Here is a 13,765-nt window from a genome sequence, read left to right as displayed (position 1 = left end):
CGCGTCCATCTGTGCCCGGGGGGAATCTCATGCCGTCGACAAAGCTGCGCACGTTCTGCGGTCGGGGGCTGCTGACTCTCGCGCTCGCCGCGGGCGCCATCGCTGTCACGCCGACCGCGGCACCGGCGGACGTGTACACCAACGCCCAGGACGACCTGCGCACCGGCTGGGACCGCGCCGAACCGGGCCTCACACCGTCCACTGTGACCGGTAGCAACTTCGGGCAGCTGTTCGCGACGCACCTCGACGGGCAGGTGTACGCGCAGCCGATCGTGGTCGGCAACACGGTGCTCGTCGGCACCGAGAACGACAAGGTCTACGGCCTGGACGCCACGACCGGCGCGGTCAAGTGGAGCCGGGACTTCGGCCCGCCCTGGCCGGCGAGCGCGATCGGCTGCGCCGACCTGACACCCAACCTGGGCAACACCGCCACGGGTGTCTACGACCCGGCGACGCAGACCTACTACGTCAGCACGAAGGTCAACGACGGCCCGGACCTGCTGCACCCGAACTGGTACCTGCACGCGCTCGACGCCCAGACCGGTGCCGAGCGCACGGGCTGGCCGGTGCTGATCGCCGGCACCCCGCCGAACGACCCCAACCACCCGTTCAACGGCAAGGACGTCAACCAGCGCCCCGGCCTGCTGCTGATGAACGGCGCCGTGTACCTGGCGTTCGGCAGCCAGTGCGGCTACGGCCTCTACAACGGCTGGGTCGTCGGCGTGAACACCACCACGCGGGACCAGGACGTGTGGGCGACGCAGACCGGGCCGAGCGACCAGGGTGCCGGCATCTGGCAGGGCGGCGGCGGCATCGTCTCCGACGGCGCGGGTCGGATGTTCGTGTCGACGGGCAACGGGGTGGTGCCGCCGGTCGGCCCGGGCAACGCGCCGCCCGCGACCCTCGGCGAGGCGGTCGTGCGGCTGGGCGTCGGCGCCGACGGCACGATCTCCGCGCAGGACTTCTTCAGCCCGTCGAACGCCCCCACGCTCAACACCAACTTCCAGGACCTCGGCTCGGGTGGTCCGGTCGGCCTGCCCGGCGAGTTCTTCGGCACGGCGGCGACGCCCAACCTGATGGTCGTCATGGGCAAGGACGGCCGGCTGTTCGTGCTGAACCGCGACGATCTCGGCGGGCGTTCGCAGGGGGCGGGCGGCACCGACAAGGTGGTGCAGACGCTCGGCCCGTACAGCGGCATGTGGGGCCGTCCCGCGGTCTACGGCGGCCAGGGCGGTTACGTCTACGCCGTGCAGAACGCCAACACCATGCTCGCCTTCAGGTACGGACTCGACGGGCAGGGGAAGCCGGCGTTCAGCCTGGCGGGTAACACGGCCGAGATCTTCGGCTACACGTCGGGTTCCCCGATCGTGACGTCGGACGGGACGACGCCCGGCTCGGCGACGGTCTGGGTGGTGCAGGTCGCCGGCCCGAACGGCGCCGACGGCAAGCTCTGCGCCTACGACGCGATCCCGTCGAACAACCGGGTCAACCTGCTGCGCTGCTTCCCGATCGGCACGGCGACGAAGTTCAGCACGCCGGCGTCCTCGAACGGCCGCGTGTACGTGGGCACCCGCGACGGCTACCTGTACGGGTTCGGGCAGCCGACGACGTCGCCGCTGTCGGGGGTGCAGACGACGTTCGGGAACGTGACCGTGGGCACCACCGGCACGGCGAAGATCACGGCGACCGCCACCCGCACGGTGACGGTCAACAGCGTCACCAACACCGGGCCCTTCACCGTGAACGGAACGCAGCCGGCGCTGCCCGTCACGCTCACCGCCGGCCAGAAGATCACGGTCGACGCGACGTTCTCGCCGACGGCTCCGGGCTCGGTCACGGGCACGCTGAACTTCGGGGTGACGCACGCCGGCGTGCCGGAGACGGTCGGCTTCGGCCTGCACGGCAACGGGATCCGCGCGGGCTTCACCGCGTCGCCGCCGCAGCTGGACTTCGGGGACATCGCCGTCGGGTCGAGCAAGACGCTGACGACGAGCTTCACGAACACCGGCACCTCGGACGCGACGGTGACGGCGGCGGGCAGTCCGGCGGCGCCGTTCTCGGTGAGCGGGCTGCCGGCGACGGGTGCCGTGGTGGCGCCCGGGCAGTCGGTGACGGTGGCCGTCACGTTCAGCCCCACTACCGCGGAGGCGAAGAGCGCCGAGCTAAGTCTGTCCAGTGTGGACGGTGCGGCCACCGTTCCGCTGAATGGTCGTGGGGTGACCGGAAACCCGGAACTGACGGTCTCGCCCGGGTCGCTCTCCTTCGGTGAGGTGCCGCTCGGCGCGGCGGCGACGCGGACGCTGCGCTTCACCAACACCGGCAACATCAACCTGACGATCACCAAGGCGGGCGCGCCGACCGCGCCGTTCGTCGTGGACTCGCCGTTGCCCGAGGGCACCGTGATCAGCCCCGACCAGTACGTCGAGGTCCAGATCAGATTCCAACCCGGTTCGCTGGGGAACGTCACGGGCGACTACCTGATCACCGCGGACGACGGCCACGGCCCGCGGCACATCTCGATGAGCGGCACGGGTGTCGCCTCCCGCAGCGGCAGCGCGCTCCCGAGCGTCGGCAACGGCGCGTGGTTCGCCAACGGCAGCGCCCAGATCAACGCGAACGACATCGTGCTGACCCCGGCCGACCGTGCCAAGGCCGGCAGCGTCATCTTCTCGACGCCGCTCGCCACGAACGGCCTCTCCGCGAGTTTCACCGCCGACATCGGTGGCGGCTCGGGCGGTGACGGCATGACGCTGTCGCTGCTCGACCCGTCGGCGACGACGCAGTACAGCCTGGGTGGCGGCGGCAGCGCGCTCGGGTTCGGGGCGCTCAAGGGCATCGCCGTCACGCTCGACACCTACCAGAGCACCGGCGACCCGTCGGCGAACTTCGTCGGCATCGCGCACTCGGTCGGCAGCGACCTGGTCTACCTGCAGACCACGACGAACGTGCCCGCGCTGCGCGGCACCTCGCGGGCGGTCCGGGTGACGGTGGTCAACAACGTGCTGACCGTCTGGGTCGACGGCGTGCAGCGCATCCAGCGCACGGTCACGCTTCCGCCGACGGTGCGCGTCGGGCTGACGGCCGGCACGGGTGGGGCCTACGACCGGCACGCGGTGCGCGACGTTCAGCTCTCCTCGGGTGCGACCGTCGCGCCGAAGCCGGGCAAGCAGTGGCACCTCGGCGGTTCGGCGACGATGGACGGCGCCAACCTGGTGCTGACGCCCGCCCAGCAGGAGAAGGCCGGTGCGGCGTTCTGGTCGGACGCGGTGCAGACGGACGGGCTGGCGGCGTCGTTCACCACCAGCATGGGTGGCGGCAACGGTGCGGACGGGATGACGTTCTCGCTGCTGGACCCGGCCGCCGGCGGCCCGGCGCGGGTCGGTCCGGCCGGTGGTGGGCTGGGCGTGGCCGGCCTCGGCGGGGTGTCGGTGGCGTTCGTGTCGTATCCGCAGGCGGGCGTGATCGAGTCCTACAACTGGGTGGGCATCGCGACGCACGCCCCGAACGGCAACCTCGTCTGGCTGGCCACCAACACCAGCGCGAGCGTTCCCGAGCTGCGGCAGGGCAACCACAACGCGATCGTGCGGGTGACCGGCAAGACGGTGAGCCTGACGGTGGACGGCATCCCGCTGCTGAGCGCGGAGGTGCCGTCGCTGACCCGCACGGCGTACGCCGGGTTCTCCGGTGGGACGGGCGGCTTCTTCGACCACCACACCGTCTCGAACGTCACGATCCTGCCGGGTGCGCCGGTGGTGCCGGTGCCGCCGCAGCAGGCCTGGACGTACAACGGTTCGACGACGGCGTCCGGCAACCGCATCCAGCTGACGCCGGCGACGGTGGGCGCGACCGGTACGGCGATCTACGGCACCCCGGTGCCGACGGGCCGGCTGTACGCGGAGTTCACCACGGAGATCGGCGGCGGCTCCGGTGCGGACGGGATGACGTTCATGCTGCTGGACCCGGCGCGCACCAATGCGAATGCGCTGGGCCAGGGCGGCGGCGGGCTCGGTTACGCGGGGCTGCCGGGCGTGGCGGTGACGTTCGTGACCTTCGCGCAGCAGGGCGACCCGTCGAGCAACTTCGTCGGCGTCGCCACCGGCGGCACACCCGGCGCGCTGCAGTACGCGGCCCGTTCCACGAACGTGCCGAACCTGCGCGCGGGCACGCATCACGTGGAGGTCTTCGTCGACGCGGCCGGGACGCTGAAGGTGAAGATCGACAGCGTTCAGGTGATCGAGGTGGCGGTCCCGGTGCCGGCCAACGCGCTGCTCGGATTCTCCGGTTCGTGCGGCGGGGTGACCGACGTGCACGCCGTGAAGGACCTGCACATCAGCTATTGAGTACCCGCGGAAGGTGTTCAAGGGATCGCGGAAAGCTATTAAAGAGCCTAGTGATCCGCGTTTAATGCGCCTTTAAAGGTGGCTTTGACAGGGTGGCGGTACCGGAGCCAAGATCTCCGGGCCGCTCCCCTGCGAGAGCGCTCTCAGCACTCATCGGACCACCCCCGGAGGCTTCACCTTGCCCAGCAGACGAGCCACTCGGCGCGCATTTCTCGGATTCGCGGCAGCCGGCGCCACCGCCGTCAGCGTGCCCGTGCTCTTCTCGGCACTGAACAACCGCGCCGAGGCCGCCGCCGGCCTGTCGATGAGCGTGCTCAACCAGACCGGCAAGTTCGCCAACAGCGCGATCAAGATGTACATCGTCGGCACCGAACTCTCGACCGGCCGGCAGGGCTTCGTGAAGTCGCCCGGCGTCTTCACCCCGGCGGCGCTGTCGGACAACGGCCCCGACGGCTTCGCCGACCTCTCCGTGCCGCTGGCGGCCGGCACCGCTGCCACGTCGTTCGCGCTGCCGAAGATGTCCGGCCGGGTGTACTTCTCGATCAACGGGCAGCTGAAGTTCAAGGTGGTCGCCGACGGCAACGGCAAGCCGGCGCTGCAGTATCCGGCGGCGTGGGTCTCCGCCGACCCGAGCTTCAACGTGCTGCACGACTGCTGGGAGTTCACGTACAGCGACGCCGGCATGTTCTGCAACACCACCAACGTGGACATGTTCAGCGTGCCGATGGCCATCAAGCTCACGGGTGCGCGCACGCAGAGCACCGGCGCGCTGGTCGACGGCGGGCGCGACAAGATCTTCGCGGCGATGCGGGCCGAGCCGACGTTCAACCGGCTGGTCATCGGGGACAACCTGCGGATCATCTCGCCCGGTCACGGCATCGGCGCCGGCCTCTTCCCGGCGAACTACTACGACGCGTACATCAACGAGGTGTGGGCCAAGTACGCCACCACCGACCTGAAGATCACCACCAACCGGGGCACGTTCACCGGTCGGGTCAACGGCGGGCGGCTGACGTTCGACGGCGGGGTGGCCTCCTTCGGCAAGCCGACCACGACCGACGTGCTCTTCTGCGACGGCGCGCTGGTCTCGCCGAACGACGGCGTCACCGGCCCGGTCGGCGCGGTGCTCGGTGCCGGGTTCAACCGCAGCACGCTGGTCAGTCACCCCAACCAGCCGACGACTGACCCGTCGACGTTCTACAAGGCGCCGATCTCCAACCACTTCTCGCGGATCCTGCACGCGAACCACGCCGACGGGAAGTCGTACGGCTTCGCCTACGACGACGTGGTGGACTTCGCCTCGTACATCCAGGACGAGCGGCCGGCGTCGATCGAGGTGCGGCTGACGCCGTTCGGGGCGGGCAACCCCAACCCGGGCCCGACCGCCGCCCCGACCGGATCGCCGATCATCGTGGTGCCGCCGCCGACGACGTCCTCGCCGACCGGTGGCGCCACCCGCAGCGCGTACGCGCGGATCGAGGCGGAGTCGTTCGTGGCGCAGGGCGGCACGCAGACCGAGAACTGCTCCGAGGGCGGCCGCAACGTCGCCTACGTGTCGAACGGCGACTGGATCTCGCTCGGCCGGATCGACTTCGGCACGGCGCCGGCGAAGCAGTTCCAGATCCGGGCGGCGTCCGGGGCGGGTGCCGGCGTCTCCGGCCTGGTGGAGGTGCGCCTCGACAGCAGGAACGCCGCACCGGTGGGCACGCTCGCGATCGGCAACACGGGCGGCTGGCAGTCCTGGCGGACCGTCCCGGGCGGCCTCGCCAACACGACCGGCGTGCACGAGGTCTTCCTGACCTTCACCAGTGGCCAGCCGGCCGACTTCGTGAACGTCAACTGGGTGCAGTTCGGCAAATAACGTACTGGCGAAAACGGCGGAATGTCCCGTGGTTCACGGACTCCGCCGTTTTCGGCTTTTTGCCCGCCTAGCATCCCCCACATGCGTGCCATCCCACGTGTGCTGTTACTCCTCAGCGCCGTCGCGTTGGGTCTCGGACTGACCGTCCTGCCCGCCGACGCCGCCGACAGCCGCGCAAGTTTCCTGACCCACGCGCAGGCGGCGCACCAGTTCCGCGCCGCCGGCATCACCTGGTCGTCCAGCGGTAGGTGCGACGACCGCGACAACCCCCGCTGCACCTCGTTCACCAGCATCCGGCAGAGCACCGTCACCGGCGTGAAGACGCTGAAGCGGGCCAGCGGCTGCCCGATCCACCTCACCGGCGGCACCGAGACGGGCCACGCCGCCGGCACCTACAGCCACTGGAACGGCTTCAAGCTCGACATCCGCCGCAACGACTGCGTCGACCGCTACATCACCGCGAAGTTCGCCGACATGGGCATGCAGGAGGGCTGGGGCCACCAGTTCCGGGCCGCGTCGGGCAACCTCTACACCAACGAAGGGCGGCACTGGGACATCGTGTACTACACGTGCGGCTGCGCATGATGCGCCAACAGGGCTAAGGTGGCCCAGGTCCGCGACCCGAGCGAGGAAGAGGTCGGAGCCCTGTCGAGAAGCATCCGCGCCGCCGCGCTCGCACTCTGCGCACTGGTCACCTTCACCGCCTGTGGCGGCGAGGACAAACCCGCCGCCACGGGCCAGCCCGCCGGGGCCGCGCCGTCAAGCGAGGCGCCGTCCCCGCCGTCCCCGCCGTCCCCGCAGCCGTCGTCCGCCGCGCCGAGCCCGGCCGCCAGCAGCGCGCCGCCGAAGGACCTCAAGCGGGTGTTCCCGGTGACCGGCGCGAAGTACGGCTACGCCCGCGAGCACCACGACTACCCGGCGAGCGACATCATCACGGCGTGCGGGGCCACCGCCCTGTCCGTGACCGACGGCGTGGTGCTGGAGGTCGACCGGACGGACCGGTTCGACAAGAAGGTCAACGAGGGCTCCACGCGCGGCGGCCTGTACGTGTCGATCCTCGGCGACGACGGGGTGCGCTACTACGGCTCGCACTACCAGTCGATCAACCAGGAGATCCAGCCGGGCGTGCGGGTGCGCGCCGGGCAGCCGATCGCGATCGTGGGCCGCACCGGTGACGCCGGCGCGTGCCACATCCACTTCGGGCTCTCCCCCAAGTGCATGACCACCGGCGACTGGTGGACCCGGCGGGGCGTGATCTGGCCGTGGTCGTACCTCGACTCGTGGAAGTCCGGGGGCAACAAGTCGCCGGTCGAGGAGTTGGCCGCCTGGGAGAAGACGAACGGCTGCCCGCAGAAGGCCCCGGCCGGCTACTAAACCGCTATATATAAGCCGGCACTGTTAACGTGGTGGCGTGCACGCGTTCGACGTTCTCGGTGATCCGGTGCGCCGCCGCATCCTCGAGCTGCTCGCCGACGGCGAACGGCCCGCCGGTGAGGTGAGCGCGGTGGTGCAGGCCGAGTTCGGGATCACCCAGCCGGCCGTGTCCCAGCACCTGAAGGTGTTGCGGGACAACGGGTTCGCGGTGGTGCGGGCGGAGGGGACGCGGCGGCTGTACGCGGTCGACCCCGCGCCGTTGCGCGAGGTCGACTCGTGGCTCGACACGTTCCGCCGGTTCTGGGTGCCGCACTTCGACGCCCTCGGCACCGAGCTGGCCCGGGGGAAGCGGCAGCGCCGGCTCAGCGCCGGGGAGTGATCTCCAGCAGGGTCTTACCGACGCTGGTGCGCGTCTCTATCGCGGCGTGTGCATCGGCTGCCCGTTCCATCGGAAAGACCTGACCGATCACGGGGCGCAACCGGCCCGCGGCCGCCTCCGCGAGCGCGCGCCGGGAGAACCCGGGGATCTCCTGAGGGGTCCCGAACGGCCCGCGCACGACGGTGACCTCGGGCCTGTCGGGCAGCTCGGGCCAGGCGCCGCTCGCGAGCCCGAACGAGACGAACCGGCCGCCCGGCCCGAGCAGGTCGAACGCGGCCCGTCCGATTGCCCCGCCGACCCCGTCGAAGACCACGTCGAGCCCGCCGGCCGTCTCCCGCACCGCCGCGGTCCAGCCCTCGGCCGTGTAGTCCACGGCCGCGTCGGCGCCGAGGTCGCGGGCGAGCGCGATCTTCCGCGCGCCGCCGGCCGCCGCCACGACCCGCGCCCCGGCCGCCCGCGCGAGCTGCACCAGCTGCGACCCCACTCCCCCGGCCGCCGCCTCGACCAGGACCCACGCGCCGGGCCGCGGGGCCGCCGCCCGCATCAGCATCAGCGCCGTGCGCCCGTCGGCCAGCAGCGCGGTCGCGCTGTCCAAGGAGATTTCCGGGGGAACGTCGATGAGCCCGCCCACCGGCACCGAAACCCGCTCCGCGTACCCGCCTGAGCCGCCCGTCGTCGTGACGACCCGCCGGCCGACGAGCCCACGGTCGACCCCGTCCCCCACCGCGGCGACGATCCCGCCCACGCCGTTGCCCGGGATCAGCGGCGGCTCACCGGTGAACGGCCCGAACCCGGTGCGCCGGAACATCGTCTCGACGAACGTGATGTTGGCGTACGCCACGTCCACCAGCACCTCGCCCGGACCCGGCTCCGGATCGGGCGCGTCGCCCGCCACGAGCACCTCGGGACCACCGAACGTCGTCAACCACACCGCACGCATGGCCCCGATCCGACAACATCAACCGCGCTTGAGGTCAAACAGTCTCGTCAGGTGGTGTTCGACGACGGCGGTCGCCTCCTCGACGGTGTACCGCCCGAGCAGAACGGCCGGCGTGAGGCCGGCCATCATCGCGGCGAGCCCACGCGCCTCCAGCGTCGGGTGTTCCGCGTGCGCCAACTGGGTCGCGAGGGCCCGTTCGAGGAGGCCGCCCGGGTCGTCCCCGTCGGGTGCGAGGTCGGGGTCGTGCAGGGCGGCCGCGTGGTACGCCGCGTGCACCCTCGTCATCAGACGGCTGTCGTCGTCGCTCGGCAGGAGTTCGAGCAGGCAGGCGCGGACGATCGCCTCCGGCGTGGGGTCGATCGCCGCGAGGCGGGCCCGCATGCGTTCGGCGGCGCGGGCGGTGATCAGGTCGAGCGCGTACCGGCGCATCCGCGCGGTGGTGCCGAAGTAGTACTGGACGAGCCGCATGGAGACGCCGGCCGTCGCGGCGACCTCCCGGAGCGTGGCGGCGGGGAGACCGCGCTCGGCGGCGATCCGCCAGACGGCGGCGGCGATCTCCTGTCGGCGCTGCTCGTGGTCGACCTTCTTCGGCACGGGGGTAGCGTACTTTATGGTGCACGTGCACCATAAAGATATGCGCTTCGACCGCGAACGATTTCTGGCCGCCTACTCCGCCGCCCTGGACGCGCTCTGGCCGCCTCACGCGTCCTTCGAGGTCGCCGGCCCGTTCGGGGTGACACGCGGCCTGCGCCTCGGCCCCGCCACCGGCGAACCCGTCGTCCTGCTGCACGGCTGGGGCAGCAACGCCGTCGCCTGGTACCCGACCGCGCGACTCCTCGGTGACTCCCGACCCGTGTACGCGATCGACACCCTCGGCGACGCCGGGCGCAGCGTTCAGCACGCGCCGATCAGTGGCCCCGACGACAGCGCCGCCTGGCTCGACGGCGTGCTCGATGGGCTCGGGCTCGACCGGGCGCACCTCGTCGGCGAGTCCTACGGCGGCTGGCTCGCGCTCAACGTCGCCGCGCGCTGGCCCGGGCGGGTCGCCTCGCTCACGGTTCTCGACCCGATCGGGCTGGTGCCGCTGCGCAAACGGTTCTACGTGTGGATCGTGGCGTGCGGGTCGGCCGCGCTGGCGCCGCGACCCGTTCGGCACCGGGCCGCCACGTGGCTGACCGCCGGCGCGCTGCGCGAGGACGGGCTGCGGCGGGTGAGCCTGGCGGCGGTCGGGTTCAAGCAGGGCATCCGGCCGCCGGCGGTGCTGGACGACGCCTCGCTGCGACGGATCACGGTGCCGGTGACCGTGCTGCTCGGGGCGCGGAGCGCGGCGTTCGACGCGGTGCGGGCGGCCGATCGGGCGGCGCTGCTGCCGCACGGCCGGGTGGAGATCGTGCCGGGCGCCGGCCACGCTCTCCGCCTGGACCGCCCGGACGTCGTGGACCGGATTCTCACCGGCTAGAGCTTCGGCGATCTTGCAGTTGTGGCGCCCGGGACTCCCGGTTCTGCCCCGCGGCGTCCCCAACCACAACTGCAAGATCGACGCGTGGCTAGCCCCGGCGGACGTAGACGCGGACCGTCGTGCCCGTGGCGGCGCTGTGCATCCGGACCAGGTCGGCCAGCTCGTTGACCAGCAGCAGCCCGCGGCCGCCCACGCCGTCCGGCGGTACCGGCTGCCGGCCGACCAGCGGATCCGTGATCCACCCCGGATCGGCCGTCTCGCACACGACGTGCCCGGTCTCCGCCCAGGTCCGCACGGTGCCGGCGCCCCCGCCGTGCACCACGCTGTTGGTGGCGAGTTCGTTGACGGCCATCGCGAGATCGCCGGCGCGCCACTCGGACAGCCCGGCCGCGACCGCGTGCCCGGACACGAACCGCCGCACCGCCGCCAACCCGTCGACGTCGAACCGGAGCGTGGCGCAGTCGCCGGGCGGTGGGGGCAGCGGCCGGTTGTACCGGTCGACCATCTCCTCGGGCGCGAACGCGTCGCTGACCCGCACACCCTCGCGATCGACCAGCACCGGATGCGTGGCCTCGGCGTCGGCCAGCACCTCGGGTGCCAGTTCGGCGGCGTGGTACGGGCAGAGGATCGTCACGTCGCGTCCCTCGAACGCGCGGTTGATCAGCGCCTCGTGCTGCACGCACGCCGGATACTCCACATCGGTGCGCCCCGGCCAGATCGGTTCGCCGACGATGCGCACCCGCCCGGTGTCCGTTCCCTCGTCGGCGAACGCGCGCAACACGCCGGGGATGATCCGCCCCGGGTTGCGGCCCACCTCGTTCATGTCCAGCATGTGCACGCGCCCCGCGTCACCGCCGAGCGCGGAGCGCAGCACCGCGAGGTTGGGCCCGGGCACGGCGACCGCCACGCGCTGGTCGGCCGCCAGCCCGTCCCGGATGAACGGCACCGTACCGGCCAGGTAGTCCGCCCAACCGCGATAGAACAACGCCGGATGATCGCAACGTCCCGTCATGTTCCCCCGCCTACCGCCATCACGATTTCGAGCCCGCCGAGACTCGGCCACAGGAAGTCGATCGCCCGGCGCACCTGCGGCGACGGCGAGTGCAGGAACATCCGCCGGCCGTCGGGCAGCGTGCGGCAGGCCGCCGTCAGCACCGCGAGGCTGCCCACGTCGACGAACGTCACCCCGGACAGGTCGACGTGCAGGTCGGCGTCGGCGTCACGCAGGTTCTCCAGCGCGGCCTCGAGGCACGGGCGTGACGTGAGGTCGAAGTCCCCGACGAGGGTCAACCCGATCCCGGTGTTTCCCGGAACGGCCGCTGCGACGAGAACCTGGTCGCCGGGCACATCAGCCTCCCGTCACGGTCCGCGTTGACTCCGGGACACGCTAACAGTCGGTAACGCTGTCAACCCTGCCACCGGCCCACGTCACTCGATTCAGGTCAAGCTCCGGGCAAACCGTTGCAGCGCAGGCCAGGGAAGTGCTACGGCCGTGCGGGTGAGCGCGTCGACGCGGGGTCCGATCGCGCCGGGCGGCAGCCCCAGTTGCGTGGAGTAGAGGAACGGCCCCTCGATCCAGAACTCCGGCAACGCACCGGCCTGCAGCGCGTGCACCAGTTGCGGCGTGGCGATCGCGCGGGTGGCCTCGTCGCCGCTGCCCTGCACGATGTCGCGCGACGACACGAACGGCAGCGCCATCGGCAGGTGCACCACCCACACCGTCTGGATCCGGTCCGTCATGCGCGGCGGCCGACGCAGCCGGTCGTACACGGTGAACGTCATCGCGTTGGCCGATCCCGACACGACGGCATGCCCGGTCGTGTGCGCGGCGCCGGTGGGCACCCCGAAGAGCCGGGTGACGGTCTGCGGCCCACCGACCGGCACGGTGGCCTCCGGCACGAACGCCCATCCGTTGCGCCGTGCGAGCTTCTGTCGCGCCCCGACCTTCCGGGGCATCGGCAGCTTCACCCACACCTTCCGGAACACCGCCACGATGATGCCCTCGATCGCCAGCACCACGCCTGCCTCGAGGAACCCGTTGTACGGGAACACCTTGATCACGACGAGGAGCACGACCAGGAACGAGACCCCGATGAAGACCTGCCCGGCGCGCACCACCCGCGGGTCGATGAAGACGCCGACCGCGATCACCCCGAGACCCACGAGGAACGGCCCGATGATCGCCGACAGCGGCCCCGGCAACCCCGCGACGTGCAGCAGCACGGCGAGCGCGATCGACCCGATGACCCCACCGACCGCGCAGATCCGGGCGAGCGTCAGGTTCTGCAGCGACGTCTCCGGCTGGTACACCGACTGCTCGGGGCCGTCGCCGGTGTCGAGGACCGGCCGCCCGAAGTGGCGCATGGCGGCCGTGAGGTGTTCGACCAGCGGGTCGCGCCCCTCCTCCATGCGGGTGACGAACTGGATCGACCGGCCGTCGAGGGTCACCAGCGCGCCGCCGTGCGGCTCCCCGTCCTCGCCGATCCGCGCGATGGTGAGCGACTCCAGTTCGCCCCAGGTCGCGGACTGCGCGCTGCCGTTCTGGGTCCAGACGACGCCGCTCTGGAACACGTAGAGGGCGGAGAAGCCGCGCATCAGCATGAAGAAGCCGAACGCGAAGGCGAAGAGGCCGCCGAGCGCCAGCAGGATGGTCAGGATGCCGATGGCCCTGATCTCGGTCAGCTTCGTGATCCAGGCGGCGAGTGCCGACAGTCCGAAGAGGACGGCCGCGCCGACGATGCAGAAGAGCAGGTTGCCGAGCGGGTTCTCGCCCTTGCGGGTGTGCGTGTGCGCGCCGAGGCCGCGGCTGCCCGCCAGCGCGACGACCTTTTGAGGAGGTGCGTCCATGTCAATCCCCCGTGATCTATTCAGATGTGCGAACGCCGTGCGACATGCTACGTAGACGGGCATGACGAGAACAGACGTCCCCACGACCTGGGACGAGCGCGCCACGCTCACCGCGATGCTCGGCTATGTGCGCGCCACGGTACGTGCCAAGTGCGAGGGCCTCTCCGACGAACTGGCCCGCCGGGCACCGCTGCCCACCTCACCGCTGACGTCGATCTCCGGCCTGGTCAGTCACCTGCGCTGGGTCGAGTACTCCTGGTTCGAGACCGTGTATCTCGGCAAGCCCGACGAGGGGCCGTGGACCGAGGAGGAGCCGGACCGGGAGATGACGTACCGGCTCGACGCGCCGCTGTCGACGCTGCTCGACGAGTACGAGGCCCAGGCCGCCCGCTACGACGCGTTGATCAGCGAGTCCGAGCTGGACAGCACCGCGCAGAAGCCGATCAGCCAGGGCCGGCACGTGACGCTGCGCTGGATCATCCTGCATCTCATCGAGGAGACCGCCCGGCACAACGGCCACATCGACATCCTGCGCGAACAGGCCGACGGGGTCACCGGCGCATAG

The 13,765-nt window shown here is 71.3% G+C and carries 12 protein-coding genes; 7 read left to right on the top strand and 5 right to left on the bottom strand.

Going from position 1 to position 13,765, the window contains the following annotated elements; genetic code table 11:
- Positions 1 to 29: 29 nt before the first annotated feature.
- The 5 genes from Val02_RS16655 to Val02_RS16635 all read left to right on the top strand — a co-directional run bounded on the left by Val02_RS16655 (position 30) and on the right by Val02_RS16635 (position 7,954).
- Positions 30 to 4,340: a choice-of-anchor D domain-containing protein gene (locus Val02_RS16655; RefSeq protein WP_203899978.1), complete on the top strand. Its 4,311-nt coding sequence runs from the start codon at positions 30 to 32 to the stop codon at positions 4,338 to 4,340.
- A 247-nt stretch (positions 4,341 to 4,587) separates the two neighbouring features.
- The gene (locus tag Val02_RS47385) at positions 4,588 to 6,201 is read left to right on the top strand and encodes a beta-1,3-glucanase family protein (RefSeq protein WP_239153021.1); all 1,614 of its coding nucleotides are present in this window, start codon (positions 4,588 to 4,590) and stop codon (positions 6,199 to 6,201) included.
- An 81-nt stretch (positions 6,202 to 6,282) separates the two neighbouring features.
- Positions 6,283 to 6,786 (top strand): hypothetical protein, encoded by a 504-nt coding sequence (locus tag Val02_RS16645; RefSeq protein WP_203899977.1) that lies wholly within the window; start codon positions 6,283 to 6,285, stop codon positions 6,784 to 6,786.
- A gap of 18 nt (positions 6,787 to 6,804) precedes the next feature.
- Positions 6,805 to 7,575: a M23 family metallopeptidase gene (locus tag Val02_RS16640; RefSeq protein WP_239153019.1), complete on the top strand. Its 771-nt coding sequence runs from the start codon at positions 6,805 to 6,807 to the stop codon at positions 7,573 to 7,575.
- A gap of 37 nt (positions 7,576 to 7,612) precedes the next feature.
- Complete coding sequence (locus Val02_RS16635) at positions 7,613 to 7,954, top strand: ArsR/SmtB family transcription factor (RefSeq protein ID WP_203899976.1); 342 nt, start codon at positions 7,613 to 7,615, stop codon at positions 7,952 to 7,954.
- On the opposite strand, the gene Val02_RS16630 is transcribed toward Val02_RS16635, so the two are convergent.
- Together Val02_RS16630 and Val02_RS16625 are read right to left on the bottom strand one after the other, a co-directional pair.
- A complete protein-coding gene (locus Val02_RS16630) occupies positions 7,938 to 8,894 on the bottom strand; it encodes a zinc-binding dehydrogenase (RefSeq protein ID WP_203899975.1) in 957 nt (318 codons plus the stop codon). The genes Val02_RS16635 and Val02_RS16630 overlap by 17 nt on opposite strands.
- 18 nt (positions 8,895 to 8,912) lie before the next feature.
- The gene (locus tag Val02_RS16625) at positions 8,913 to 9,488 is read right to left on the bottom strand and encodes a TetR/AcrR family transcriptional regulator (protein WP_203899974.1); all 576 of its coding nucleotides are present in this window, start codon (positions 9,486 to 9,488) and stop codon (positions 8,913 to 8,915) included.
- A 40-nt stretch (positions 9,489 to 9,528) separates the two neighbouring features.
- On the opposite strand from Val02_RS16625, the gene Val02_RS16620 reads away from it, so the two are divergent.
- Positions 9,529 to 10,353: an alpha/beta fold hydrolase gene (locus tag Val02_RS16620; protein WP_203899973.1), complete on the top strand. Its 825-nt coding sequence runs from the start codon at positions 9,529 to 9,531 to the stop codon at positions 10,351 to 10,353.
- Positions 10,354 to 10,441: 88 nt separating this feature from the next.
- On the opposite strand, the gene Val02_RS16615 is transcribed toward Val02_RS16620, so the two are convergent.
- The 3 genes from Val02_RS16615 to Val02_RS16605 form a co-directional block, all read right to left on the bottom strand.
- Positions 10,442 to 11,338 carry an anti-sigma factor RsbA family regulatory protein gene (locus tag Val02_RS16615; RefSeq protein ID WP_239153017.1) on the bottom strand — a complete coding sequence of 299 codons (897 nt, stop codon included), beginning with the start codon at positions 11,336 to 11,338 and terminating at the stop codon, positions 10,442 to 10,444.
- 23 nt (positions 11,339 to 11,361) lie between these two features.
- The gene (locus Val02_RS16610; protein ID WP_203899971.1) at positions 11,362 to 11,700 is read right to left on the bottom strand and encodes an STAS domain-containing protein; all 339 of its coding nucleotides are present in this window, start codon (positions 11,698 to 11,700) and stop codon (positions 11,362 to 11,364) included.
- 90 nt (positions 11,701 to 11,790) lie between these two features.
- Entirely contained in the window at positions 11,791 to 13,200 is a 1,410-nt protein-coding gene (locus Val02_RS16605; RefSeq protein WP_203899970.1) for a hypothetical protein, read from the bottom strand.
- Positions 13,201 to 13,261: 61 nt separating this feature from the next.
- Here Val02_RS16605 and Val02_RS16600 point away from each other — a divergent pair, with 61 nt between their 5' ends.
- Complete coding sequence (locus Val02_RS16600) at positions 13,262 to 13,765, top strand: DinB family protein (protein WP_203899969.1); 504 nt, start codon at positions 13,262 to 13,264, stop codon at positions 13,763 to 13,765.

The organism is Virgisporangium aliadipatigenens, assembly GCF_016863615.1.
GTDB classification, from domain to species: Bacteria; Actinomycetota; Actinomycetes; order Mycobacteriales; family Micromonosporaceae; genus Virgisporangium; species Virgisporangium aliadipatigenens.
The sequence above is the reverse complement of the archived record's forward strand: the minus strand, read 5'-3'. Positions and strand labels throughout refer to the sequence as shown.